Here is a 23,972-nt window from a genome sequence, read left to right on the forward strand (position 1 = left end):
CATGGTTGCCGATACCGCATCCGGGCTGGTCATCATCGGCGGCGGTCCCGCCGGCTTGATGGCGGCCGAGAGCGCTCGCGCGGCGGGTGTCGACGTGGACGTCTGCGAAGGCAAAGGTTCGGTCGGACGTAAATTCCTGCTCGCCGGCAAAGGCGGCATGAACCTCACGCACGGCGAAGCCAAAGCGGAGTTCGTGCAGCGTTACGGGGCACGCGCCAAAGACATCGGCCGCTGGCTGGAAACCTTCGACGCGGACGACTTGCGCGCATGGGCGCGCGGCCTCGGCGTGGAGACCTTCGTCGGCAGTTCCGGCCGCGTGTTTCCCAGCGATCTCAAGGCGGCACCGCTATTGCGCGGCTGGGTGCATCGTCTGCGCGAAAACGGCGTGCGCTTCCATGTGCATCACCGCTGGCTAGGCTGGGATCAACACGGCGCACTGCGCTTCGACACACCTGCCGGCGAACGGGTCGTGCAGGCGGGCGCCACCGTGCTGGCACTGGGCGGCGGCAGCTGGCCGCAGCTGGGTTCGGATGGCACGTGGCAGCCGTGGCTGGCGGCGCGCGGCGTGGATGTGGCGCCGTTGCAGCCGTCCAATTGCGGCTTCGATATCGGCTGGAGCGAGCTGCTCGCCACTCGCCATGCCGGCGCACCACTGAAGCCGGTGGTGGCGCACTGGCGCGATGCGCAGGGCCAGGGCCATCAGCGCCAGGGCGAATGCGTGATCACCGAAACCGGGATCGAGGGCAGCCTGATTTATGCGCTCTCCGCCACCTTGCGCGACGCCATCGCCAGGCACGGACACACCACCCTGCAACTGGATCTGGCACCCGACCGCACGCTGGAACGCCTCCAGCGCGACCTCGCCAAGCCGCGTGGCAGCCGCTCGCTCAGCGAGCATCTGCGGCGGCAGGCGGGAATCGTCGGCGTCAAAGCGGCGTTGCTGCGCGAGGTGTTGAAGACGGAACAGCTCAACGACAGCACCGTGCTTGCCAACACCATCAAGCGCCTGCCCCTGCATCTCAAACAGCCGCGGCCGATCGCCGAGGCGATCAGCAGCAGCGGTGGCGTGCGACTGGAAGCGATGAACGACGCACTGATGCTCAACGACCTGCCCGGCGTGTTCTGCGCGGGCGAAATGCTGGATTGGGAAGCGCCGACCGGCGGCTACCTGCTCACCGCCTGTTACGCCAGCGGACGCATCGCAGGGCAAGGCGCCGCGGCTTGGTTGAAGCGCTAACGTTGCTGTAGGAGCGCACCCTGTGCGCGATCAGCCCGTAGGGCTGTGCTCATCTTCAATAAGCGGCCCTGCTAATGCAGGGCTTTCGCGCACAGGGTGCGCTCCTACATTTTTCGGGCCGTCTACGACTTACTTGAGGTTGCTCTTGCTGGTGTCGATGTCGGCCTGCACCTTGCCGGCCATTTCCTTCGACGCACCATCGAGCAGCGCCACGAACAACTTGGCGTAGTCGGTCTGTGCGGATACCGGCGCGGACGGCTGCGAACGCAGCTCGCTGCGCGTCACGAAGCCGCGCGCATTGGTGGTGCAGCGCATGGAGATATCCAGCGTCGCAGTGCTCGGCGCGTCGTCTTCGTGCTTCACGCGCATATCCGTCTTCACGCGCTCGCAAGTCACGGTGAGATTGGAGATATAAGCCGGCTGCAAGGCCAGGCGCAGCTGCGCCTGCAGCACGTCGGACACCGGACGCGACGGCGTCAGGATCATCTTCTGGTCCAGCCCGCGCACCAACAGGTCACCCTGCGTCGGCTCCACACTGATCCACGGTGCCGAGACCGGCACCACCAGCGCGTCCAGCGGCACCGTCTCGCGCGTCTTCTGGCTTCCACAGGCGCATAGCGCCAGGGTCAGCGCCCCTATCGTCAGCACTTGCTTGAACATGGTTTCCCCCCATGACAAAGCGTTGGACTGTACAGGCGCCCCGCAGGGGGATCAACGCTGAAAGGCGGCCATTGTGTGCTTGTTCGCAACATCCGCCCGCTTCGGCCCCGGCACACGTCGCAACGGCGCACTCATGGCAGGATGCGGGAGCTGCCGCTTCAGATCGAGTCTTGTCGTATGTGTTTTCGCTTCTGGCTGGTCCTTTCCCTTCTCGTCGCCTCCGGCACCGCCACCGCGCAATGGCCAGGCCACCCGGAAGAGCGCCTCAGCGTGCAGGAAAATACGCCAGCGATCGGTGTCTCCGAGCTCCAGCTCAAGGCTCCTGGCGTGTCGCCGCAACCGATGCATATCAGCGTCTATCTGCCGCCCGGCTATGCCGCGCACCCAGGCCGCCACTACCCGGTGCTGTATGCCAACGACGGACAGGACATGGGCGCGGTCGGCCTGTCCAGCACGCTGGCGGCGTTGTACCGGGACCGCCTGATCGAACCTATCATTGTGGTGGCGGTCGACATGCCGCCCGACCGCGCGGGCGCTTATGGTCTTTCCGACCGCAAGCAGGCGCGCAGCGTGGTCGGCGATTCGCGCATCGGCCCGATCGGCACGCACGCGCAGGACTACACGCAATGGTTCGTCACGCGGCTGGTACCCGCTGTCGATGCGCGCTTCCGCACCCAGCGCACCCCCGAAGGCCGCGCCGTGCTCGGCTGGTCGCTGGGCGGGCTGCATGCTTTCAACCTGGCCTGGCAGTATCCGGAACTATTCGGGCGCGTCGGCGCCTTCTCGCCGTCGTTCTGGCTGGCCAAGGATCGCAGCGACGGCCTCAGCATCGATCGCACGCGGTTCGCCCTGCACATGGTGGATGCGAGCCGCAGGCGCCCGTCACTCAAGCTGTGGTTCTCGGTGGGCAGCGCGGAAGAAACCGACGACCGCGACCATGACGGCGTGATCGATGCGATCGGCGATGTGCGCGACCTGATCGAGGGCTATCGCATCCCCGGCGGCGGCCAGCTGCGCGGCCTGCGCCAACTGGGTTATCGGGTGGACATGGATTACGCACAACACCCTTCGCGTCAGGCGGATGTGGCCTTCTATCTGCTGGACGAAGGCAAACACAACCAGGCGTCGTGGGCGATGGTGCTGCCGCCGTTCCTGCAGTGGGCGTACGGCAGCAAGAGCGCCAGTCACTACGCCGTGCGGTAGTTGTCCACTTCGCGGTAACGCCGCGCGTACGCGCCGAAGGCCAGCGCCGCCAGCAATGCGAATGCGGCGAAGAAGAACATCTGGAAGGCCGTCACGCTGAGCCCGGTCACCGCGATATGCCCGGTCACCACCTCACTGCGCACGGCGGCATTGGCCATCAGCACCCACAGATTGCCGATGGTGGTGGTGAGGTTCCAGAAACTCATCACCACCCCCTTCATCGACGCCGGCGCCTGGCTATAGGCGAACTCCAGGCCCGTGGCGGAGACCAGCACTTCGCCGAAGGTAAGCAGCGCGTACGGCGCGACCTGCCACACGATCGACAGCGCATCGCCGCCATCGATCACCAACTGATAGCCGCCCACCACTATCCACGCCAAGCCACTGAACGCGATGCCCGCCGTCATGCGGCGCAACGCCGTGGGCTCGTAGCCGCGACGGCGCAGCAGCGGATACAACACCAGGTTGTTGAACGGGATCAACAACATCACCAGCAGCGGATTCAGCGCCTGCATCTGCGCCGGATGGAACCAGTCCGGCGCGCCCATCTCGTTCCCCTGCAGCACCCACGTCGACGCCTTCTGATCGAACAGCGAGAAGAACGGCGTGGTCAGCGCAAAGATCACCAGCACGCGCAGTACATTGCGCGCGCCATCCACCGCTACATCCGGATGCAGCCCGCGCGCACGCTCCATCTGCAACCACGCACCGCCACCCACACCACCGATCAACGCAACCAGCGCAAGACACGCGGCAATCACAAAACCCAACGCCGGCGACGACACCAGCGCGGCAACCGCCGCCAACACACCGACACCTGCCACCCATAAACCGGGCCGCCCCTGCCCTGCACGTTTCTCCAGCAACGCACTGCGCAACACCCGCGAAAATGCATCCGGATCCGGCGGCGACGGCGGCACCATCACGTACTGCTTGCGTCCCAGCCAGAACACCACCGTCGCCACCAACATCAGCGCACCGGGAATACCAAACGCCACCGCCGCGCCGAACTTCCGCAGAAAAATCGGCATCAACAACGAAGCGAAGAACGAACCGAAATTGATGATCCAGTAAAACGCATCGAACACCAGCTTCGCCCAATGCTTGTTCGACTGATCGAACTGATCGCCCACAAACGACGCCACCAACGGCTTGATCCCACCCGCCCCCAACGCAATCAACCCGAGCCCCACATAAAAACCCGTCGGGTGATGCTCGAACAACGCCAGACACAAATGCCCCAGGCAATACACCAGACTCATCCACAACACCGTCTGGTACTTGCCGAAAAACCGATCCGCCAGCCACCCGCCCAGCAGCGGAAAGAAATACACCCCGATCACGAAGGTATGAAACACATCCTTCGCCGCCCCCGGCCGCTCCGACTCCGGCAAATACATCAACAGCGACGTGATCAAAAACGGTGTGAGGATGTTGCGCATCCCATAAAACGAAAACCGCTCACACCCCTCATTACCGATGATGAAAGGAATCTGCCGCGGCAAACGACCGCGTTCGGTAGGCATGGCAGCGCTCATGGACGCTCCTGACAGACGAAACCATTGAGTTTGCCGCAAGTTCTTGCGGCAGCCAAACATAAGCCCTGCTCTAGCAACGTGATCCCGAGCACCCACCCCTCACCCCAACCCTCTCCCCGAAGGGGAGAGGGAGCTGCTCTTCTTTATTCTTGGAAAGGCGATGCGAAGCGAGCCCGTCACCGGGTCCCCTGTGGAGCGGTGAGGGTTGGACGATCAGGCCCCGAAGGGGGCGCAGGCAGGACGCCTGCGCCTTTTCGACACGACATGGATGTCGTGTCGAAAAGCCCGGCCAACCCTCACGAACCCGTAGGCGTAGCCGGAGGGCGCGTAAGAGGGGTGCCTTTTCTTTTGGTTACTTTTCTTTGGGCAAGCAAAGAAAAGTAACTCGGCTCGCGGCAGCGAGACGAAACCCCGCCGCAGGCGAACCCGTGCGAGACAACGCGACAACCGAGCGACAACGCCACTGGATTCCGGCCTTCGCCGGAATGACGAAGTAGATGGGGATGGCGCAAGGACCAACCCCTCACCCCGGCCCTCTCCCATAGGAGAGAGGGAGAAAAGCGCGCACTACTCCGCAGGAGTAAAGAAGCCCCATCAACGATGCGTCACAACACCCCTGATAAGCTCCCCCCACTCTCCACCCACCACCCAAAATGCGCCCCCTAAAACCCGCCATCCTCATCATCATCCTGGCCGTCGCCGCCCTCCTCTGGAACCGGCACCCGACCTCACCGCCGCCCACCGGTGCGCCTACACCCGCAACCGCCTCCAACACGGCGCCAGCCACCGGGGCGCTCCCCAGCTTCCTCCCCCCGGAAGCCCGCGACATCGTTGAACGCATCCAGCGCGGCGGCCCCTTCGCCCACCGCCAGGACGGCACCGTCTTCGGCAACCGCGAAGGCCGCCTGCCCGCGCAGCCCAACGGCTACTACCACGAGTACACCGTGGAAACGCCCGGACTCAATTACCGCGGCGCGCGGCGCATCATCACGGGCGGTAATCCGCCGGTGATCTACTACTACACCGACGATCACTACCGCACTTTCCAAAGCTTCCAGGTGAACCGATGAGCGAGCACGACACCGAAATCGATCTGACCGATCCCTCCCGCGGCGGCGTGTTCTTCGTGGTCGAGGAAGATCTGGATCCCCTCGCCGCCTTGGCCGACAAGTCGATGTTCGTGGGCCGCACCAGCCTGAAGGACTGCCATGACAAGGAAGAATTGCTGCGCCGCCTGGCCGCGTCGTGGCAGTTGCCGGCGACGTTCGGCCAGAACTGGGATGCGCTGGCCGATTGCGTGCGCGACTTCGCCTGGCTGAAGGCGCAGGGCTACCTGTTGCTGTTCGATCACGCCAACGATTTGCGCAGCGCCAACGAGGAAGACTTCGATACCCTGCTCGATATCCTCGACGAGGCGGCCGAGGGCTGGCTGGATGACGACGTGCCGTTCTTCGCCTTCTTCGCGCTGCCGGAAAGCGCCTTTAACGAAACGGACGACTAAGCCGCATGCAAGAACTCGAATTTGAACTCGACCGCGACCACGTGGAACTCAACCAGTTGCTCAAGCTGGTGGGCCTGTGCGACAGCGGCGGCGCTGGCAAGGCCATCGTCGCCAGCGGCGCGGTGTATGTCGATGGGCAGCAGGAGCTGCGCAAGACCTGCAAGATTCACGCGGGCCAGGTGGTGCAACTGGACGACGTGACGATTCACGTCTTCGCCGCGGGCTGAGCGGCGTTTATTCCGGAAACGGCAGCGCGTCCAGGCGCTGATCCAGCTCGGGATGTTCCGGCAGGCGGATCGAGAACTCACGTTGCAGCACGTCGCGAATCTCCGCCACGTTCTGCAGCGTGCGCCGCACGGATTCGCCGCCGAGATGATGAATGACGAAGTCGCGGTTGCGCAGATTCAGGCGGCGGCCCGGGAGACTGCGCGCCACGACCAGCATGTGCAGGAAATGCGATTCCGGATAGGTCGATGTGTAGTGGTTGGCCACCACGTAGTCGACCGGATAGCGCGGCTGCAGGTCGAAGCGATAGAGCGTGCCCCAGGTGTCGCGCACCAGCGTCTGCATGCGCCAGACGCCATCGGCGTGCAACAGGCGATACGGCTCGTGCGCGCTCGGCTGCACGGTATCCGCTTCCAGCTTCAGGGCGCCGGTCAGTGTCTGGCCGCCAAAACCGACGTCCACCAGCCAGCTCTCACCCGCCAGATCCACGCGCAGCAGCATGTGGCTTTGTGCGGTGATCGCATCTTCGTCGCGTCCCCATAGCACCCGCGCGATCAAGCCAGTGACCTCATAGCCGATGGCGCTCAGCGCCGCGCGCAACAGATGGTTCTGCTCGAAGCAGTAGCCGCCGCGGCCGGCATGCACCAGTTTCCGCTCGATCGCCTCCAGCTCGATCACCACCGGCACGCGCAGCAGCGGGTCGAGGTTTTCGAAGGGAATGGCCGCGACGTGCGCGGCCACGAGCGCGCGCAGAGTCGCAAGATCCGGCTGCACTGGCGCCTGGTAGCCAATCCGGCGCAAATAGGCGGCAAGGTCGAAGCTGTAGGTCATGTCGGCATCGGGGAAGGATGTGGGCCGGCACGATAACACCGCATTTGCGGAACGAACGGTGCGGGAAGTAACCCTGCGAGCCTTGCCAGCGAATCAGCTGTGGAACATGCCACGTCCAGGAGCATTGCCATGACTGCCATCCGTCGCCGTTCCATTCACGCGCTCGCCAGCCTGTTGATCCTGGCCGGCACCAGCGCGTGCAGCCTGCCGACCGCCAGCGCGGCCAGCGCCCTGCCAGCACCCAAGGTAGACGTCCCCCTCGCCGCCACCCACAGCGAACAGGTCGCCGTACTGGCCGGTGGCTGCTTCTGGGGTGTGGAGTCTGTGTTCGAGCACGTCAAAGGCGTAAAGAAAGTCTGGTCGGGCTATGCCGGCGGCAACGCCGACACGGCGCACTACGATCTGGTCAGCGACGGCAACACCGGCCACGCCGAATCGGTGAAGATCCTGTACGACCCCGCGCAGGTCAGCTACGGCCAGTTGCTGCAAGTGTTCTTTTCGGTAGCCATGGATCCGACCCAGCTCAACCGTCAAGGCCCGGATGCCGGCACGCAGTACCGCTCCGTGGTGTTCTACGGCAACGATGAGCAGAAACGCATCGCCTCGGCATATATCGACCAGCTCACCCAGGCCAAGGCCTTCGCCGATCCCATCGTTACCCAGGTGGTACCGCTCAAGGCGTTCTATGTCGCCGAGGCGTACCACCAGGACTATGCGCGGCTACACCCCAACCAGCCGTACATCGTGTTCAACGACGCGCCGAAAGTAAGGAACCTGAAACAGCTGTTCCCGAACGTGTACAAGACCGAAGAATCCGTCGTCGACGTGCAGCTGCATTGATCACCGTAGGAGCCCACCCTGTGGGCGAAAGCCACGCGTAGCGTGGCCGCGGGTTGCTACAAGAGGCGGCCCTTATGGGCCGCTTTCGCCCACAGGGTGGGCTCCTACAACTGCTTCGGCGGCACCAGGCGCAGCCGGGATTGCGCGTGGCGGGGGCTAGGGCGCAGCAGGCGCTCGATGTCCTCGGCGGCCTGCGGGCGGGCATAGAAGAATCCCTGACCTTCCGCGCAACCCGCACGCAGCAGGAACTCGTGCTGCTCCTGCGTTTCGATACCCTCGGCGATGGGCCGCAGGCCAAGGCTGCGCGCGATGGCGAGCATGGCCTCGGTGATCGCCAGGTTGTTGGTATCGGCCGGCAGGCCGGAAATGAAGGAGCGATCGATCTTGAGGAAGGCAATCGCCGACAACTTGAGGTAGGCCAGCGAGGAATACCCCGTACCGAAATCGTCGATCGCCACACCGACACCCAACGCATGCAAGGCTTGCATGGTGCGGTCGGTCTGCTCGCCCAGGCGCAGGATCGCGCTCTCGGTGATTTCGACCAGCACGCGCTGGCCGGGCAATTTCTCGGCCTCCAGCGCGGCACTCAGCCTGTCGATGAAGGAGCGATGCCCGAAAGTGCTGGCGGAGACATTGACCGCCATGCGCAGCGACGGCAGCCGCTCGTTGTCCCAGCGCCGCAATTGCGCGCAGGCCTCGCGCATCACCCATTCGTCGATCTGGCGGATCAGGCCCAGGCTTTCCGCCATCGGAATGAACTCGTCCGGCAGCAGCAGGCCGCGGTCAGGGTGATGCCAGCGCAACAACGCTTCGACCGCCACGATGCGGCCGGTGCGCAGTTCGATATTGGGTTGATAGACGAGATGGAACTCGCCCTTGGCCAGCGCCTGGCGCAGATCGACGCCCAGCATCAGGCGGCGGCGCGCATCGGCATGCATCAGCGGCGTATAGAACCGGTAGGCGTTGCGCTCTTCGGTCTTGGCCACGTACATCGCAGCGTCGGCATTGGTGATCAGCGTGATCGGATCGCCGCCGTCCAGCGGATAGCCGGCAATACCGATACTGGCGCTGAGCGCGATTTCGTAATCACCCACCATCACCGGTTCCGCCAGCGCGGCCAGCAGACGGTTGGCCACGCCGCGCGCATCCTCTCGCGCACTAAGCCGGCTCAGCAGCACGGTGAATTCGTCGCCGCCGATGCGGCCGGCCACGTCGTGCTTGCTCATGATCTTGTCGATGCGCTCGGCGACCTTCACCAGCAGGCTGTCACCGATCGCATGGCTGTAGCTGTCGTTGACGACCTTGAACGCATCGAGGTCAACGAACAGCACCGCCACCGCATTGCGTTCGTGCGTGGCATTGAGAATGGCGTGCTCGCACAGGCGTTCGAATTCGGCGCGGTTGACCAGGCCGGTCAACGGATCGTGCGTGGCGAGATGTTCCAGGCGCAGGCGATCCGCCTTGGTCGCGGTGATGTCGGTACACACCGCCACGTAGTGCTGCACGCGACCGTAGGTGTCGCGGATGGCGCTGACGCTGAGCAGCTCGGGATAGGTGCTGCCGTCCTTGCGCCGGCTCAACACCTCGCCCTTCCAGTTGCCGCCGTTGGCTACCGTATCCCACACGGATGCGGACAGCGGCGAGCCGCTGGGCAGGCTGCGCGTCTCGTCGAAGCGGCACAGGCGCAGCGTGCTGGCGTCATAACCGGTGATGCGGGTGTAAGCAGCGTTCACCGTGGTCACCAGGCGGTCGGCATCGGCGATGATTACGCCTTCGGCGATCCCGGCCAGTGCTTCGGAAGCGATGCGGCGCTCCTGCTCCATCGACACCCGCTCGGAGATGTCGCTGATGATGGCCTGCCGTACGAAGCGCTCGCCCCACATGGCCAGCGCACTGCGCATCTCCACCGGACGATGATGGCCATCGGCACCGCGCAGCAGACTCACCCCACCCTCCTGCGGCAGGCCGATGCGGGCGAACAGGTGCGCAAAGACATCGCCAACCAGCTCGCTGGGTTCGCGTCCGGCCCAATGGCCGGCCATGCGGTTGGCGTCGAGGATGCGGCCACTGGCCTCATCGACCATCACGATGGCCGAGGATGCACTGTCGAACAGCAGGCGATAGCGCTCCTCCGTGCCGCGGATGCCGGCCAGGATGCGCCGCGCCATGCGCAGCCACAGCAGCGAAGCAACCAGCGCCACGAGGAACACGCTGGCGAACAGCACGCGCCCCAGCCAGGTGGCGCCCCTGGCGATATATACCGAGAAACGGTTGCTGCGCGGCTCGATGAAATTGTTGAGCGTGTTGATGCGGTCACGCTGGCGCAGCAGCTCCTGGCTGGACAGCCCGCCGTGCGCATAAGCGTCTTCGAGTTCACCGGCGATGGCATCGAGCTCGGCGATCTGGCCATCCACCGAATGCCAGGCTTCGATCGCCTCGCGCATGTTGGGAGCGCCAGAGAAATACTGCAGCATGAACACCATGCCCGGGATCGCCGACGGGATCACCCCGCCGCGGCGGAACGCCTGGTCGACCTGCTGCGGATCGTAGTGGCCGCTGTCGATGGCATCGCGCGCCCAACGGTCCGACTTCACCACCAGGTAGTTTTTCCTGAAGCTCGCGAGGTCGGCCGCGTTGCCCTTGACCGCATAGTTGTCGAGGTCGATCACCGCCTGCTTCTGCGCCTTGGACCAAAGACTCTCGCCGTTGAGAAACCCGGCGAGAGTCACCTGGACCTGCAAAGCGCCCCAGGTAAGGGCGAGGATCAGCCCGATCATGACCGCCAGCGCGTACGCCAGCGGCATCAGTCGCTGCAGCAGGGGTCTTCGCAAGCCAGTACGAGCGATACGCATCTTGTCCTGTATCCTCTTCGACGACATCCGCTGCCTGTGGATACGTATCGCCCGGCGATCACGTTACTCAGGCTGCGGCTTCACTGACTGCCCACGGACCTTGACGCACATCCAGGCAACGATCCAGCGTGACCCGCATGCTGACGTAACTGCGTCGCACACATTCACCCAGATACGCGACCTCGGCCGGCGTCGGTGCCGTGCCCATAAGCGTACAGACTATCTCCAGCGCTTCCCATGGATGGGTATCGTCATACGCGGCATGCAGCTGTAGCCAGCGCAGGCTGTTGGCACGCTTGTCCTTGGGGAAACTCTCCGCATAGGCCGTGCTCTCGTAGACGATCTGCGACCAATCTCCGGTCGCCCCTTCTACTGCATAGTTGGTGGCAATTATGCCGGCCGCCAGCGATGCCTTGCTGCTGACCTGCTCACACCAATCCGCCAAGGCCTGCGTGCCGTGCGGGGCCTGCCCGTGCAGGACCTCGTCCCGGCTGACGCCGGCGCCTTCCGCCCAATGGATCCAATAGTCAGCATGGTTCTGCTCCACGCGGATATTGCGGACCAGCCAGCGCCGGGCCATGTTCTCCCCCGGGCTCCTGCCGTACTGCGTTTTAAGCAGGTTTAGTGCCATATAGGCAGGGAAACGCTCAATGACCGGCCAGACGCCGACCATAAAATGCCGGGTGGAGGTAGCGTCGAGACGGGCTTCCTTCATCACCGACCACAGCTCGTGGTCCACCACCCCCCGTTTCGCGTCCTCGCAGGCGGCGACCATATCCTGCGCCCAATGCGGGTAGCTGGTCAGTTCAGTCAGCGCGCCAGTGCGTTCGAAGTGCGTGTTCATGTTGCTTCTCCAGTGTTGGCTTTCAGGTCATCGCCGGCGCACATGGCCGGCGCGCCGGTGCCGTCACGGCACCGGCGCCTCATAGTCTTCGCCCACAGGAGCCTTGGCGACATCGGCCAGTTTCGGAGCCCGGTGCCTTCCCGCTCCGCCCGCCAGAGCGGCACTCGATGGCTCGCTACCGGCAGCGAACCGGCGCATGATTCCAAGGCGCCCGCACCGCCATTTCGCGTGCGTGAAGGCGCTCCCGCTCCTGTCGCCAACGGAGAATCCGTATGAGTTACGTCGATGGTTTCGTGGTGCCCGTCCCCAGGAAAAGCCTCGCCGCGTACCGCCGCCTCGCCCGCAAGGCGGGAAGCATTTGGCGCGAACATGGCGCGCTGGAATACATCGAATGCCTGGCCGACGACGTGAAGCCGGGCAAGCAGACCTCGTTCCCTCAGGCCGTCAAACTCAAGCCGGACGAGGTAGTGGTGTTCTCGTGGATCGTCTTCAAATCGCGCGCCCAGCGCGACCGCATCAATAAGAAGGTGATGGAGGACCCGCGCCTGTCCGGCTTGAGTCTCAAGACCCTCCCCTTCGATGGCAAGCGCATGTTCTGGGGCGGGTTCAAACCGATCGTGCAGCTATAGCGATATCCGGCGCCGGATCGACGGGACACGTCGACCCGGCGCCGCGCGTTCCGGCAGTGACTAGACGGCGTGTCGTACCGGCAGGCAGAGTTCGCAGCCGAAGACGCCCGTATCCTTGTCCATCTTGAAGTCCTTGCCGTAGAGCTCGAGGGCACCGCGCGCCTCGTCGCTGGTGTCGATCACATAGCCGCTGCCCGGCAGCCAATCCGAGACAAAGTGTCCCCAGGCACCCGAAATCTGCGCAGCTGTGCCAGCAAATGACGCACATGCGTAACGACCGCCCTTCAGCGTCGTCACGCCGATTTCACCTTGCGGCTTGAAGTCGGTGCCGACTTCGATACACGCGTCGTAACGCAACTTCTCGGCGGGCGTCATGCCAGGGTTGTCCAGGCATACGCCATACATGATGCGCGGTGGGGGTATCAGCCCCTGCTCGCGGCACCAGCCGGCGAAGCGCTGCCACATCTGGGTGATGCCGGCGCTGCCGTAGGGACCCACGTGGCGCATGTAAGCGACGCGGGCATCCGGAATGTTTTTGATCTCGACGTGCATGGGAGAATCTCCAGTGGCGGGAACATGGCCATGCGGCCACATGCCCGCATCCTTGCGGATCGCCTCAAGCACGGCTTGATGCTTCTTGCTTTCGTCTTGATGAATCTTGCTGAGCGCTTCGCGACGCGCCACACCCCAGGACAGATGGCCGCCACCGCGCCATTGCGTCGGCGTCATGCCGAAATAGCCACGGAACGCGCGCGTAAACACCTCAGGAGAAGTGAAGCCCACGTCCAGCGCAATCTTCGATGCGGTGGCTTCGCGTATCGCCACCAACCGCGTCGCCGCCACCTCCACCCGCCGCCGGCGCACGCGCTCCGCCAGGGTCTCGCCGGCCATGGCCTTGAAGATGCGGTGGAAGTGATACGGCGAGAAATGCGCTACTTCCGCCAGGGTATCGAGATCGAGTGCGGCATCCAGATGCGCATCGATGTAATCGAAGACGCGATTGATGCGGGCGAGATAGGCGCTATAAGTGAGCATAGGCAGAAAGCATACGTCACGGTCCTCGCTGAAGGACCATGACGTTGCCAAGGATCGTCAGATCAAGCCACCAAGTACCTGCAGCAGCCCCCATAGCGACACGCCCCAGACCAGCGTGCGCACGTAGGGAATGCCCGCGAGGTAGATCGGCAAATACGCCACGCGCGCCCACAGGTAGATCTCAGCGCCCAGCGCCGTACTCGCCGTAGTCCGTTGCGCAAGGACCACCGCGAGAACCGCGGCGGCGAAGAAGGCAAACGTCTCCAGAAAATTGCGGCTCGCCCGATCGGCGCGCGCGGCGACACCGGTCAACGGCTTGGGCTCGGTATCACGGTTGCTGGCATTCCACTTCAGGCCGCGCTGCAGCAAGGACAGCGTGACAGCGACCAACACATAAATCACCCCAAGCAGTACAGACCACGCCAACATCTTCAGCTCGATCGCCATGACGCCTCTCCCGTGGTGGTATGCCGAAATGTACTTCTATCGCCTGCGCTTGATGATCTGCAGGGTCCGCCACGGCCAGCATCTCACGATAGTGAGCGCACCGCCGGCGCAAAGATTCCGATCACGAACCACGCCGCATGAACGACCCACAGCAGCAGAAAGTACAGTTTGATCTGCTCGGCGTTCCAAAGCGATGCATGCAGCCAGTCAATGAAGAACAGGGAGCGCCATCCCTCCATCCACTCGGCGCCGCCCCAGCGCATCACCCAAAACACGAAGACCGAACTGGCAGCGAAAAACAAAAACCAATAGAACAGATTCATGAGTCCCCCGGATGCCCCTGGCCATGGCCAGGGGCATCCTCATAGCCCGTCGCTCACACCGTCATTGTTGCTGGTGGCCTGGGGCCCACTTGAGATCGCCGCTCTGCATCTTGCCGAGGTCGCTGGGGTAACTTTCCTGGCCGGCTTTCGCGGCGCTCCACGAGCGGACGAAATGCCCGTTCTTGTCGAAACTCAGCATGGTCGAAACGACCTTGTCCACCTTCTTGGGAATCGCCGAGCCCGTCGTCGGGGTGTCGTCCGCCGCCAGATCACGCACCTTGGATATGTACTGCAGCTGTTCGGAACCATCAGGCAGGCGGTTCGACTGGAACGGCTGGCCCAACACCGCCTCTACCTGCGCGACCGTGGTCTCCCCGGGCTTGAACGAGTCGACTGTCGCTTGATCCACTTTGCTGTATTGGGTTCCGGCCGTCGCACACCCGGCAAGCATCAGAACCACTGCGCTTGAAGCAAGAAACCTCACCATCGCACACCTCCTGTTGTGTACCGACACCAAAAACGGGCACGCATGCCTGCATCACTCGCAAGGAATGTCACTACACCTGCATGCCCGGAATCTTGAACCGTTAAACCAGGGGAGCCCGTTGGAACGCTTTGGGGAGAGGGCGCCCGATGATGAGTCGATCCGCGTCCCAATATCCAGTGCCGCTTGTCCTGGGGCGGGCCATGACCAATTCGGCCGGCGCGCATAAAGCATTACGCCCTCAAAAGAGGGCGTAATGGAGCCTGATAAGTGGTGGAGGCATTTACACCATCGGCAGCTTCAAACCCTGCTCTTTGGCGCACTGCACCGCCATGTCATAGCCCGCATCGGCGTGGCGCATCACACCCGTACCCGGGTCGTTCCACAACACGCGCGCAATGCGCTTGTCGGCGGCCTCGGTGCCGTCGCATACGATCACCACACCGGAGTGCTGTGAGTAACCCATGCCCACGCCACCGCCGTGATGCAACGACACCCACGTCGCGCCACCGGCGACGTTGAGCATGGCGTTGAGCAGCGGCCAGTCGGACACGGCATCGCTGCCGTCCTTCATCGCTTCGGTCTCGCGGTTGGGACTGGCGACCGAACCAGAATCGAGATGATCGCGGCCAATCACCACCGGCGCTTTCAGCTCGCCCTTGCGCACCATTTCATTGAAGGCCAGGCCGAGCTTGTGGCGCAGGCCCAGACCGACCCAGCAGATGCGCGCCGGCAGCCCCTGGAAGCTGATGCGCTCTTTTGCCATGTCGAGCCAGCGATGCAGGTGCGGATCGTCAGGGATCAGCTCTTTCACTTTCTGGTCGGTCTTGTAGATGTCTTCCGGATCGCCGGACAGCGCGACCCAGCGGAACGGACCCACGCCACGGCAGAACAGCGGACGCACGAACGCCGGCACGAAACCCGGGAACGCAAACGCGTTGGTCAAGCTTTCGTCCTTCGCCATCTGGCGAATGTTGTTGCCGTAGTCGAACGTGGGAATGCCCTGCGCGTGGAACGCGAGCATAGCCTCCACATGCGTGCGCATGGATTGCTTCGCCGCCTTGGCGGTACCGGCCGGATCGCTCTTGCGGCGCTCGAACCACTGCTCCACGGTCCAGCCGCTGGGCAGGTAGCCGTTGACCGGATCGTGCGCGCTGGTCTGGTCGGTGACGGCATCCGGTTTCACGCCACGACGCACGAGTTCCGGCAGCACGTCGGCCGCGTTGCCGAGCAGCGCGATGGATTTCGCTTCGCCGGCGGCGGTGTATTTCGCGATGCGCGCAAGCGCGTCGTCGAGATCGGTCGCCTGCTCATCCACATAACGCGTCTTCAGGCGGAAATCGATGCTCTTCTGCTGGCACTCGATATTCAGCGAGCAGGCGCCTGCCAACGTCGCCGCGAGCGGCTGCGCGCCACCCATGCCACCGAGGCCGGCGGTGAGAATCCACTTGCCCTTGAGGCTGCCGTTGTAGTGCTGGCGCCCCATCTCGACGAAGGTTTCGTAGGTGCCCTGCACGATGCCCTGCGAGCCGATGTAGATCCACGAGCCGGCCGTCATCTGGCCGTACATCATCAAGCCCTTCTTATCGAGCTCGTTGAAGTGCTCCCAATTCGCCCAGGCCGGCACCAGATTGGAATTGGCCAACAGCACGCGCGGCGCGTCGGCATGGGTCGGAAACACGCCGACCGGCTTGCCGGACTGGATCAGCAGGGTTTCGTTGTCATTGAGTTCGCGCAGGGCGCGCAGGATCGCGTCGAAACATTCCCAGTTGCGCGCGGCGCGGCCGATGCCGCCGTACACCACCAGCTCCGCCGGGTTTTCCGCGACCTCCGGATCGAGGTTGTTCTGCAGCATGCGGAACGGCGCCTCGGTAAGCCAGCTCTTGCAGCTCAGCTCGCTGCCGCGCGGGGCGCGGATGGTACGGGTAGTGTCGATACGCGTCGGGGCATTCATCGGAAATCCTGAACTGCGGAGGGGGAAATCTCGATTATGGGCGCGCGGTTTTGCCATCGCCAACTGCACTGCGGCAAAACCGCGCCGGGCCTGTCCGTTTGGCTGATTGTCCGCCGACAACCGGCGGCCCAGACTCATAGCCGGGAATCCCAGGACGACTGCGCCGGGGAGGTCATATGAACACCCAGGGATCGATGTACCGGACCATTGCGGTCGCTGTCTTGCTTACCTTGGCCGGCAGCGTCCCGGCCGCGGAAAAACATGCGCCCAGCGATGCCGAACTGATCGCCAGCGCGATGCGCGCGGCGCCGGCCGGGGTCGCCAAAGGCGCCACCATCATCGCCATGGAAGCGGACGGCAAGATGCGCACGGTGCGCAAAGGCAGCAACGACTACACCTGCATGCCGGACAACCCCACGACACCGGGGCCCGACCCGATGTGCATGGACAAGAATGCGATGGAATGGATACAGGCATACATGGCGCACAAGCCGCCGCCGGCCGGCAAGATCGGTGTGATGTACATGCTCGAAGGCGGTACCGATGCGAGCAATACCGATCCGTACGCGCAGAAGCCTGAGGCGAGCAATCACTGGATCAAGACCGGACCGCATTTCATGGTCGTCGGCGCCGATGCGGCGTTCTACGACATGTATCCGAAGAACGCGGACCCGGATACTTCCATGCCCTATGTGATGTGGGCCGGCACGCCGTATCAGCACCTGATGGCGCCCGTGAAATAAGCCGGGCCGGACGCGGTGCAACCGCCGGCACCCTCGTGCCGGCGGGCTGCCTATTGATGTCCGAAAACGGCGAGTCGGTAGCCGCCGACGGTGCTAGCCTGCACTTATGCAGGATTCCAGCGCCCCTCATCTCCCCGACCGCCGCATCTGCGACCAGGCACGCCTGAGCCGCGATGCGCGTTTCGATGGTCTGTTCTTCACCGCGGTCACCAGCACACGGATCTATTGCCGCCCGGTGTGCCCCGCGCCGTCGCCGAAACCGGAAAACATCCGCTACTACGCCACCGCCGCCGCGGCCGAAGCGGCAGGCTTCCGCCCCTGTCTGCGCTGTCGGCCGGAGCTGTCTCCAGGCAACGACGCGTGGCAACGTGGCGATCATGTGATCGCACGCACGCTGAAGTTGATGGAGCAAGGCGCACTCGAAGACGACTCCCTGGAGCAGGTCGCACAACGCGTCGGTATCGGCGCACGTCAGCTGCGTCGCCTGTTCGTGGAACGCCTCGGTGCGCCACCGATCAGCGTACACACCACCCGTCGCCTGCTGTTCGCCAAACAACTGCTCACCGAAACCACTATGCCGGTAACCGACGTGGCAATGGCCTCCGGCTTCCGCAGCCTGCGTCGTTTCAACGCCGCGTTCCAGCAGGCGAACCGCGTGCCGCCGCGCGAGCTGCGCCGGCATCCGAGCAAAAGTACCGGCGACGCGCTGACACTGCGGCTCGGCTATCGCCCACCGTACGACTTCGAGGCGATCCTCGCCTTCTTGCGCACACGCTCGCTGCCCGGCGTGGAGCACGTAGACGAACACAGCTACGCACGCGTGTTTGGTCCCGCCGATGCGCCGGGCTGGCTGCGCCTGAGCCCGTGGCCCGGTGCGGAACACGCACTGCAACTGCAATTGCATTGCCCGCAGCCAGTGCAACTGCTCGGCGTGGTCGCGAAGCTGCGGCGCATGTTCGATCTCGATGCGGATCCGCAATCCATCGGCGACGTACTGCATGCCAGCAAAGTCCTCAAACCCATGCACCGCCGCCGCCCCGGCCTGCGCCTGCCGGGCGGCTGGGACGGTTTCGAGATCGCTGTACGCGCGATCCTGGGCCAGCAAGTCAGCGTCGCTGCCGCACGCACCCTGGCGATACGCATCGTGCAGCGCTATGGCACCGCCGTGAACGCTCCAGTGGTGCCTGGCCTCGAACGCCTGTTCCCCGGTCCCGAGATCCTGGCCGATGCCGACCTGCGCGACGTCGGCCTGACCAGCGCTCGCGCCGCCACGGTGCGTGGCGTGGCGCAGGCGCTGCTCGACGGCCGTATCGATTTCCGCAGCGAGCAGCCACTCGACGAATTCGTCGCACGCTGGGTGGAGCTGGCCGGCATCGGCGAATGGACCGCGCACTACATGGCCATGCGCGCACTCAGCCATCCCGACGCCTTCCCCGCCGCCGACCTGATCCTGCGCCGCGCCGCCGCAGGCGATGGCGCGGAACTGAGCACCAAGGCCCTCACCTCCCTCGCGGAAACCTGGCGCCCATGGCGCGCCTACGCTGTGATGCATCTATGGCGCAGCGCCAGCGATGCCGCCGCGGCACGCGCCAAGATCAAGGTATCGAAGCCATGAACGAAACCCACCCCATCTGGTTCGATGACATGCCCACCCCGATCGGCCGACTCCGCCTGGTCGCCGACGCCGAGGGCCTGCGCGAAATCTGGTTCGAAACCGGCCGCCACCAGAAAGCTGCGGATCCCAGCTGGATCCGCGCCGCCGAACCCGTGGCCGAAGCGCGCCGGCAACTCGAGGAATACTTCGCCGGCGAACGCCAGCACTTCACCCTGAAACTGCACCCTCTCGGCACCCCGTTCCAACTGCAGGTATGGCACGAACTCGACCGCATCCCCTACGGCGTTACCATCAGCTACGGCGAACTCGCCCGCCGCATCGAGCAACCCCTCGCCGTACGCGCCGTCGGCGCAGCCAACGGCCGCAACCCCCTCCCCATCGTCCTCCCCTGCCACCGCGTCATCGGCAGCAACGGCAGCCTCACCGGCTTCGGCGGCGGCCTGCCAACCAAACGATTCCTGCTGTCGATGGAAGGCCGCGTAGTGCATGGCGATTTGTTTGCGATGCCGGGCTAAACGCCCTCAATAGCAACGCCATCCCGAGCACCCACACCTCACCCCAACCCTCTCCCCATAGGGGAGAGGGAGCTGCTCTTTCTTTTTCTTTGCTAGGCGATGCGAAGCGAGCCCGTAACGGGTCCCCTGTGGAGCGGTGAGGGTTGGACGATCAGGCCCGCAGGGGGCATCGGCATGGATGCCGATGCCTTTTCGACAGGACATGGATGTCCTGTCGAAAAGCCCGGCCAAGCCTCACGGACCCGCCGGCGAAGCCGGAGGGCGCGTAAGAGGGGTGCCCTCTCTTTTGGTTACTTTTCTCTGGGCAAGCAGAGAAAAGTAACTCGGCCTCCGGCAGGAGGACGAAACCCCGCCGCAGGCGAACCCGGTCGCGACAACGCAAACATCGAAGCGCGCCACTCTGGATTCCGGCCTACGCCGGAATGACGAAGTAGGAAAGGATGTCGCCAGACCAAATCCTCAGCGCGCAGGCTGCTGCCCCGCCCCCTGCGACTCCACCTTCTTCTTAGCCGGCGCCGCCTGCGGCAACACCACCGGATTCACCGCCGACGCCGCCCGATACCGATTCAGCAAATCCTGCTGCCTAGCGTTGTACTGATCACGCTGCGCCTGATCGCTGCTATCCAGCGCCCCCGTCGCCGCCTTGTCGTTGGCAAACGGCCGGCGGATCGCCGCCGCATTACGCTGGCGCTGCTCCTCCTGCACCTGGTTCTTCTGCACCTGATCCATCAACAGCGCCTGCTGATTGGCCTGCTGCGCCTGGATCGCCGACGCGCTCATCGTCGGCGGCTGCGAAGTCGGGGGACGCTGTTGCTGCCAGGCCATCACGGCACCGGCGGAAAGCAGCAGTGACACGCCCAGCAACGGCTGTGCAATCCGGCGGGCGAGGGAAAGAGATGTATTGGTCATATGACTACGCCATCATGTCCGGATTGTCTGAAGTGATCGTATGGACTCACGCATGAAATTCCCGTTTCGCCTGTTGTTATGTTCCGTTGTGGCGTTCAGCGCCGGGTGTGCCACGCAGCCTCCCGCTTCGCCTTCGACCACCGCCGCGCCGGCCGCCAGGCCCGCTCCGACACCGCTGCTGCTGATATCCATCGACGGCTATCGCGCCGACTACGTCGAACGCAATCTCAGCCCCACCCTGTCCGCGCTGGCGGAGGGCGGTGTGACGGCCGAATCGATGCAGCCCTCGTTCCCGTCGCTGACGTTCCCCAACCACTACACCATCGTCACCGGCCTGCGCCCGGACCATCACGGCATGGTCAACAACACCATGTTCGACCCCGCGCTGGGCGAGTTCAGCCTGAGCAACCGCAAAGCCGGCGCCGACGGCCGCTGGTGGGCACAGGGCACGCCGATCTGGGAAACCGCCGGCCGCAGCGGCCTGAATACCGCCACCATGTTCTGGCCCGGCACCGAAGCGCCGATCCACGACTATCGCCCGGATCATTGGCAGCCGTACGACGGCTCAGTCACGCCCGAGCAGCGCGTAGATCAGGTGCTCGCCTGGCTGGATCTGCCGGCCGACCAGCGCCCCAGTTTCCTCACCTTGTACTTCGACGACGTCGACCACGCAGGCCACGAGCACGGTCCGGATTCGCGGCAGGTCAATGCCGCCCTGAGCAAGGTCGATGCCGCACTCGCGCGTCTGGTGGATGGCCTCAAGCAACGCCAGCTGTTCGATCGCATCAACCTGATCGTGGTCTCCGACCACGGCATGGCCAGCGTGCCTGCCAAGAACAGCGTGATGATCGAAAAACTCATCCCGCTGGACCATGTGCAGACCGTAAGCATGGGCGTGCTCGCCGGCTTCAACCCCAAGCCCGGTTTCGACTTCGCCAAGATCGAAGCCAAACTGGAAAAGCCGCAGAAGCATATGCAGTGCTGGGATAAGACCCGCGTGCCCGAGCGTTTCGCCTACGGCAGCAACCCGCGCGTACCGCAATTGCTCTGCCTCGCCGACGTCGGCTGGCGCATCACCACCCGCGCCTACCAGGCCAAGAAACTCAAAGACGGCAAGTTGAGCCTGGGCGAACACGGCTACGACAACGCCGACCCACGCATGAAGGCACTGTTCGTCGCCCACGGCCCCGCCTTCCGCGAAGGCGCGCAGATCCCCGCTTTCCCCAATGTGGACGTCTATCCGCTGATGACCCACCTGCTGAACCTGACGCCCGCCAAGAACGACGGCGACTACAACGCAGTAAAAGATGCGCTGAAGTCCGAAGCGCAGTAAGCCCACAGCATGGTCACCGTCCGCCAGCCGGACGGTGACCTAGTCCGGATAACGGCTCACCTCGATCAGATTGCCGTCGGGATCGCGAAAATACACCGACTCAATCGGCCCGCGCGCGCCCGTGCGCGCCACCGGCCCCTCCTCCACCGCCACACCGCACTGCGCCAGATGCGCAAGCACCTCTTGCGTTGACGCCCGCGTAATCAGACACAGATCCGCCGAACCCGGCGTCGGCCGCTGCGCCTTCGGCTCGAACTCATGCCCGTGCTGATGCAGATTGATCTTCTGCCCACCAAACGCCAGCGCCTTACGCCCCGCACCAAACGCCACTTCCTGCATCCCAAGCACGCGCGTATAGAACGCACAACTCACCGCAACATCCGCCACGGTCAACACCAGATGATCAAGCGACTCGATATGCATGCGATGAGATCTCTACGAGTGACATAACTGAAACGATAACCGACCTGTTCCACAGCAACGCCATCCACGCTGGGGAGAGGAAGCTATATGCTTTTCTCTGCTAGGCGATGCGAAGCGAGCCCGTAACGGGTCCCCTGTGGAGCGGTGAGGGTTGGACGATCAGGCCCCGAAGGGGGCATCGACAGGACGTCGATGCCTTTTCGACACGACAGGGATGTCGTGTCGAAAAGCCCGGCCAACCCTCACGAACCCGCAGGCGTAGCCGGAGAGCGCGCAAGAGGGGTGCCCTCTCTTTTGGTTACTTTTCTCTGGGCAAGCAGAGAAAAGTAACTCGGCTCGCGGCAGCGAGACGAAACCCCGCCGCAGGCGGACCCGCATGGAGCAACGCGACAACCGAAGCACATCACTACTGGATTCCGGCCTACGCAGGGATGACGAGTAGGTGGGGATATCGCAAGAACCGAACCTTATCCCCGAGGGAGAAGGAGAAAAATCACACCTCCGGCAACGGCGGCTCCACCCCCGTCGAAGGCGGCCCCGGCAACGGCGCCAACCAATACAACCGCCACGCAATCAACAACCCCACCGACACCAACACCCCCACAAACCCCGCCACCCCCGGCCACCCATGCGAGGCATAAAACAAACCACCGCCCGCACCAGCCAGACTCGACCCCATGTAATACGAAAACAGATACATCGACGACGCCTGCGCCTTGGCCGCCCCCGCGCGCCGCCCCACCCAACTGCTGGCGATGGAGTGCCCCCCGAAGAAACCGAACGTGATCGCCACAATGCCCAACACGATCAACAGCAGCGGTTGCGTCAGCGTCAGCAGCACGCCCGCCAGCATCAGCGCAAACGCGGTCCACAGCACTTTGCGTCGCCCGAGACGACCGGCGAGATGCCCCATCCATGCCGAACTGAACGTACCGATCAGATACACGCTGAAGATCAGGCCGACCACCGCCTGACTCAGGTTATACGGCGCCGCCAGCAGGCGATAACCGATGTAGTTGTAGACCGTGACGAACGCGCCCAGCAGCAAAAACCCTTCGGCGAACAGCCACGGCAGACCGGCATCGCGAAAAGCTCCCGCGAAGCGCGCATGCAGTGTGCGCAGGTTGAGCGGATGCGCAGTGAAATGCCGTGACGGCGGCAGGCTGCGCCAGAACACCAGGCCTGCAAGCAATCCGATCGCCCCCACCGCCGCCACGCCGATGCGCCAGCCGACGAAGTCCGCCAGCACACCGGCCACCAGCCGTCCACCCATTCCGCCGATGGCATTGCCGCTGATATACAGGCCCATGCCGAGGCCGATCGAGTCCGGATGCATCTCTTCGCTGAGGTAGGTCATCGCCACCGCAGGCAGGCCGCTCAGGGTGAGGCCCAGCAAGGTGCGCAGGATCAGCAGCGTGTGCCAGTCCGGCACCATCGCCGTCAGCAAGACGATCACCGCTGAAGCCAGCAGCGACACGGTCATCACCGATTTGCGCCCCCACGCGTCGGAAGCGGCACCCGCGAACAACATGGCGACGGCAAGTACGCCGGTAGTCAATGACAGCGAGAGCGCACTGGTGGCGGCGCTGACGTTGAAGTCCTTACTGAACTCGGGCATCAGCGGCTGGATGCAATAGAGCAATCCAAACGTGGCAATGCCGGCCGCGAACAAGGCGAAGTTGGTACGCCGGAAGATAGGGGTACCGTGCCGGATAAAGTCCGCTGTCGCCTGCTCACCCGGTCGTGCATTCGCCTGCATGTGCTTCCTCGACGTTGCGCCGGAACGCCGGCGCATTCGGTCTAGGATAGAACCATCCGCCGGGTCGTTCGA

The 23,972-nt window shown here is 64.0% G+C and carries 24 protein-coding genes; 11 read left to right on the forward strand and 13 right to left on the reverse strand.

What is annotated here, in order from left to right; genetic code table 11:
- Position 1: 1 nt before the first annotated feature.
- Complete coding sequence (locus ISS97_RS20570; RefSeq protein ID WP_379984311.1) at positions 2-1,237, forward strand: TIGR03862 family flavoprotein; 1,236 nt, start codon at positions 2-4, stop codon at positions 1,235-1,237.
- A 129-nt stretch (positions 1,238-1,366) separates the two neighbouring features.
- On the opposite strand, the gene ISS97_RS20575 is transcribed toward ISS97_RS20570, so the two are convergent.
- On the reverse strand, positions 1,367-1,897 hold the full coding sequence (locus ISS97_RS20575) for a hypothetical protein (RefSeq protein ID WP_379984310.1): 531 nt from the start codon (positions 1,895-1,897) through the stop codon (positions 1,367-1,369).
- Between the two features lie 177 nt (positions 1,898-2,074).
- Here ISS97_RS20575 and ISS97_RS20580 point away from each other — a divergent pair, with 177 nt between their 5' ends.
- Positions 2,075-3,100, forward strand: a complete 1,026-nt coding sequence (locus ISS97_RS20580; protein ID WP_379984309.1) for an alpha/beta hydrolase — start codon at positions 2,075-2,077, stop codon at positions 3,098-3,100.
- On the opposite strand, the gene ISS97_RS20585 is transcribed toward ISS97_RS20580, so the two are convergent.
- Positions 3,085-4,638 (reverse strand): POT-type proton-dependent oligopeptide transporter, encoded by a 1,554-nt coding sequence (locus ISS97_RS20585; protein ID WP_379984308.1) that lies wholly within the window; start codon positions 4,636-4,638, stop codon positions 3,085-3,087. The two genes, ISS97_RS20580 and ISS97_RS20585, sit on opposite strands and share 16 nt — an antisense overlap.
- Before the next feature lie 653 nt (positions 4,639-5,291).
- On the opposite strand from ISS97_RS20585, the gene ISS97_RS20590 reads away from it, so the two are divergent.
- The 3 genes from ISS97_RS20590 to ISS97_RS20600 are packed head-to-tail and all read left to right on the forward strand — an operon-like array spanning position 5,292 to position 6,366.
- Positions 5,292-5,708 (forward strand): ribonuclease domain-containing protein, encoded by a 417-nt coding sequence (locus ISS97_RS20590; protein WP_379984307.1) that lies wholly within the window; start codon positions 5,292-5,294, stop codon positions 5,706-5,708.
- Entirely contained in the window at positions 5,705-6,139 is a 435-nt protein-coding gene (locus ISS97_RS20595) for a barstar family protein (protein WP_379984306.1), read from the forward strand. The genes ISS97_RS20590 and ISS97_RS20595 overlap by 4 nt, the downstream gene beginning before the upstream one ends.
- A gap of 5 nt (positions 6,140-6,144) precedes the next feature.
- Positions 6,145-6,366 carry an RNA-binding S4 domain-containing protein gene (locus ISS97_RS20600; RefSeq protein WP_379984305.1) on the forward strand — a complete coding sequence of 74 codons (222 nt, stop codon included), beginning with the start codon at positions 6,145-6,147 and terminating at the stop codon, positions 6,364-6,366.
- A 7-nt stretch (positions 6,367-6,373) separates the two neighbouring features.
- Here the strand turns inward: ISS97_RS20600 and ISS97_RS20605 are convergent, their stop codons facing one another.
- A complete protein-coding gene (locus tag ISS97_RS20605; RefSeq protein WP_379984304.1) occupies positions 6,374-7,195 on the reverse strand; it encodes an arylamine N-acetyltransferase family protein in 822 nt (273 codons plus the stop codon).
- Positions 7,196-7,324: 129 nt separating this feature from the next.
- Here ISS97_RS20605 and msrA point away from each other — a divergent pair, with 129 nt between their 5' ends.
- A complete protein-coding gene (gene msrA, locus ISS97_RS20610; protein ID WP_379984303.1) occupies positions 7,325-8,035 on the forward strand; it encodes a peptide-methionine (S)-S-oxide reductase MsrA in 711 nt (236 codons plus the stop codon).
- A 104-nt stretch (positions 8,036-8,139) separates the two neighbouring features.
- Here the strand turns inward: msrA and ISS97_RS20615 are convergent, their stop codons facing one another.
- A complete protein-coding gene (locus tag ISS97_RS20615; protein WP_379984302.1) occupies positions 8,140-10,887 on the reverse strand; it encodes a putative bifunctional diguanylate cyclase/phosphodiesterase in 2,748 nt (915 codons plus the stop codon).
- A gap of 67 nt (positions 10,888-10,954) precedes the next feature.
- The gene (locus tag ISS97_RS20620; RefSeq protein ID WP_379984301.1) at positions 10,955-11,731 is read right to left on the reverse strand and encodes a TenA family transcriptional regulator; all 777 of its coding nucleotides are present in this window, start codon (positions 11,729-11,731) and stop codon (positions 10,955-10,957) included.
- Positions 11,732-12,003: 272 nt separating this feature from the next.
- Here ISS97_RS20620 and ISS97_RS20625 point away from each other — a divergent pair, with 272 nt between their 5' ends.
- Positions 12,004-12,360 carry a DUF1428 domain-containing protein gene (locus ISS97_RS20625; RefSeq protein ID WP_379984300.1) on the forward strand — a complete coding sequence of 119 codons (357 nt, stop codon included), beginning with the start codon at positions 12,004-12,006 and terminating at the stop codon, positions 12,358-12,360.
- A 60-nt stretch (positions 12,361-12,420) separates the two neighbouring features.
- Here ISS97_RS20625 and ISS97_RS20630 read toward each other — a convergent pair whose 3' ends face one another.
- The 5 genes from ISS97_RS20630 to hutU form a co-directional block, all read right to left on the reverse strand.
- The gene (locus ISS97_RS20630; protein ID WP_379984299.1) at positions 12,421-13,395 is read right to left on the reverse strand and encodes an AraC family transcriptional regulator; all 975 of its coding nucleotides are present in this window, start codon (positions 13,393-13,395) and stop codon (positions 12,421-12,423) included.
- A gap of 57 nt (positions 13,396-13,452) precedes the next feature.
- On the reverse strand, positions 13,453-13,842 hold the full coding sequence (locus tag ISS97_RS20635) for an MAPEG family protein (RefSeq protein WP_379984298.1): 390 nt from the start codon (positions 13,840-13,842) through the stop codon (positions 13,453-13,455).
- 83 nt (positions 13,843-13,925) lie between these two features.
- Positions 13,926-14,165: a hypothetical protein gene (locus tag ISS97_RS20640; RefSeq protein WP_379984297.1), complete on the reverse strand. Its 240-nt coding sequence runs from the start codon at positions 14,163-14,165 to the stop codon at positions 13,926-13,928.
- Between the two features lie 61 nt (positions 14,166-14,226).
- Positions 14,227-14,574 carry a hypothetical protein gene (locus tag ISS97_RS20645; RefSeq protein WP_379984296.1) on the reverse strand — a complete coding sequence of 116 codons (348 nt, stop codon included), beginning with the start codon at positions 14,572-14,574 and terminating at the stop codon, positions 14,227-14,229.
- Between the two features lie 358 nt (positions 14,575-14,932).
- The gene (gene hutU / locus ISS97_RS20650; protein ID WP_379984295.1) at positions 14,933-16,603 is read right to left on the reverse strand and encodes a urocanate hydratase; all 1,671 of its coding nucleotides are present in this window, start codon (positions 16,601-16,603) and stop codon (positions 14,933-14,935) included.
- A 176-nt stretch (positions 16,604-16,779) separates the two neighbouring features.
- On the opposite strand from hutU, the gene ISS97_RS20655 reads away from it, so the two are divergent.
- The 3 genes from ISS97_RS20655 to ISS97_RS20665 all read left to right on the forward strand — a co-directional run bounded on the left by ISS97_RS20655 (position 16,780) and on the right by ISS97_RS20665 (position 19,476).
- Positions 16,780-17,346 carry a hypothetical protein gene (locus ISS97_RS20655; RefSeq protein WP_379984294.1) on the forward strand — a complete coding sequence of 189 codons (567 nt, stop codon included), beginning with the start codon at positions 16,780-16,782 and terminating at the stop codon, positions 17,344-17,346.
- 106 nt (positions 17,347-17,452) lie between these two features.
- The gene (locus tag ISS97_RS20660; protein WP_379984293.1) at positions 17,453-18,961 is read left to right on the forward strand and encodes a DNA-3-methyladenine glycosylase 2 family protein; all 1,509 of its coding nucleotides are present in this window, start codon (positions 17,453-17,455) and stop codon (positions 18,959-18,961) included.
- Entirely contained in the window at positions 18,958-19,476 is a 519-nt protein-coding gene (locus tag ISS97_RS20665; protein ID WP_379984292.1) for a methylated-DNA--[protein]-cysteine S-methyltransferase, read from the forward strand. Before ISS97_RS20660 ends, ISS97_RS20665 begins: the two co-directional genes overlap by 4 nt.
- 459 nt (positions 19,477-19,935) lie before the next feature.
- Here ISS97_RS20665 and ISS97_RS20670 read toward each other — a convergent pair whose 3' ends face one another.
- Positions 19,936-20,385: a hypothetical protein gene (locus tag ISS97_RS20670; protein WP_379984291.1), complete on the reverse strand. Its 450-nt coding sequence runs from the start codon at positions 20,383-20,385 to the stop codon at positions 19,936-19,938.
- 52 nt (positions 20,386-20,437) lie between these two features.
- On the opposite strand from ISS97_RS20670, the gene ISS97_RS20675 reads away from it, so the two are divergent.
- Positions 20,438-21,718, forward strand: coding sequence for an alkaline phosphatase family protein (locus ISS97_RS20675; protein ID WP_379984290.1), 1,281 nt, complete (start codon positions 20,438-20,440; stop codon positions 21,716-21,718).
- Between the two features lie 39 nt (positions 21,719-21,757).
- Here ISS97_RS20675 and ISS97_RS20680 read toward each other — a convergent pair whose 3' ends face one another.
- Complete coding sequence (locus tag ISS97_RS20680; RefSeq protein ID WP_379984289.1) at positions 21,758-22,141, reverse strand: VOC family protein; 384 nt, start codon at positions 22,139-22,141, stop codon at positions 21,758-21,760.
- Positions 22,142-22,634: 493 nt separating this feature from the next.
- Positions 22,635-23,900: an MFS transporter gene (locus ISS97_RS20685; RefSeq protein WP_379984288.1), complete on the reverse strand. Its 1,266-nt coding sequence runs from the start codon at positions 23,898-23,900 to the stop codon at positions 22,635-22,637.
- Positions 23,901-23,972 lie beyond the last annotated feature (72 nt).

This window comes from Dyella koreensis (genome assembly GCF_044904565.1).
In the GTDB taxonomy this organism is placed as follows: domain Bacteria; phylum Pseudomonadota; class Gammaproteobacteria; order Xanthomonadales; family Rhodanobacteraceae; genus Dyella_D; species Dyella_D koreensis.

Bases quoted from the DNA above. Each gene is read 5' to 3' on its own strand.
- hutU (WP_379984295.1), bottom strand. From the start codon at position 16,603: ATGAATGCCCCGACGCGTATCGACACTACCCGTACCATCCGCGCCCCG.
- ISS97_RS20660 (WP_379984293.1), top strand. From the start codon at position 17,453: ATGCAGGATTCCAGCGCCCCTCATCTCCCCGACCGCCGCATCTGCGAC.
- ISS97_RS20630 (WP_379984299.1), bottom strand. From the start codon at position 13,395: ATGCTCACTTATAGCGCCTATCTCGCCCGCATCAATCGCGTCTTCGAT.
- ISS97_RS20640 (WP_379984297.1), bottom strand. From the start codon at position 14,165: ATGAATCTGTTCTATTGGTTTTTGTTTTTCGCTGCCAGTTCGGTCTTC.
- ISS97_RS20570 (WP_379984311.1), top strand. From the start codon at position 2: ATGGTTGCCGATACCGCATCCGGGCTGGTCATCATCGGCGGCGGTCCC.
- ISS97_RS20620 (WP_379984301.1), bottom strand. From the start codon at position 11,731: ATGAACACGCACTTCGAACGCACTGGCGCGCTGACTGAACTGACCAGC.
- ISS97_RS20580 (WP_379984309.1), top strand. From the start codon at position 2,075: ATGTGTTTTCGCTTCTGGCTGGTCCTTTCCCTTCTCGTCGCCTCCGGC.
- ISS97_RS20670 (WP_379984291.1), bottom strand. From the start codon at position 20,385: ATGACCAATACATCTCTTTCCCTCGCCCGCCGGATTGCACAGCCGTTG.
- ISS97_RS20635 (WP_379984298.1), bottom strand. From the start codon at position 13,842: ATGGCGATCGAGCTGAAGATGTTGGCGTGGTCTGTACTGCTTGGGGTG.
- ISS97_RS20590 (WP_379984307.1), top strand. From the start codon at position 5,292: ATGCGCCCCCTAAAACCCGCCATCCTCATCATCATCCTGGCCGTCGCC.
- ISS97_RS20575 (WP_379984310.1), bottom strand. From the start codon at position 1,897: ATGTTCAAGCAAGTGCTGACGATAGGGGCGCTGACCCTGGCGCTATGC.
- ISS97_RS20595 (WP_379984306.1), top strand. From the start codon at position 5,705: ATGAGCGAGCACGACACCGAAATCGATCTGACCGATCCCTCCCGCGGC.
- ISS97_RS20625 (WP_379984300.1), top strand. From the start codon at position 12,004: ATGAGTTACGTCGATGGTTTCGTGGTGCCCGTCCCCAGGAAAAGCCTC.
- ISS97_RS20585 (WP_379984308.1), bottom strand. From the start codon at position 4,638: ATGAGCGCTGCCATGCCTACCGAACGCGGTCGTTTGCCGCGGCAGATT.
- ISS97_RS20600 (WP_379984305.1), top strand. From the start codon at position 6,145: ATGCAAGAACTCGAATTTGAACTCGACCGCGACCACGTGGAACTCAAC.
- ISS97_RS20655 (WP_379984294.1), top strand. From the start codon at position 16,780: ATGAACACCCAGGGATCGATGTACCGGACCATTGCGGTCGCTGTCTTG.
- ISS97_RS20675 (WP_379984290.1), top strand. From the start codon at position 20,438: ATGAAATTCCCGTTTCGCCTGTTGTTATGTTCCGTTGTGGCGTTCAGC.
- ISS97_RS20605 (WP_379984304.1), bottom strand. From the start codon at position 7,195: ATGACCTACAGCTTCGACCTTGCCGCCTATTTGCGCCGGATTGGCTAC.
- ISS97_RS20685 (WP_379984288.1), bottom strand. From the start codon at position 23,900: ATGCAGGCGAATGCACGACCGGGTGAGCAGGCGACAGCGGACTTTATC.
- ISS97_RS20680 (WP_379984289.1), bottom strand. From the start codon at position 22,141: ATGCATATCGAGTCGCTTGATCATCTGGTGTTGACCGTGGCGGATGTT.
- ISS97_RS20665 (WP_379984292.1), top strand. From the start codon at position 18,958: ATGAACGAAACCCACCCCATCTGGTTCGATGACATGCCCACCCCGATC.
- msrA (WP_379984303.1), top strand. From the start codon at position 7,325: ATGACTGCCATCCGTCGCCGTTCCATTCACGCGCTCGCCAGCCTGTTG.
- ISS97_RS20615 (WP_379984302.1), bottom strand. From the start codon at position 10,887: ATGCGTATCGCTCGTACTGGCTTGCGAAGACCCCTGCTGCAGCGACTG.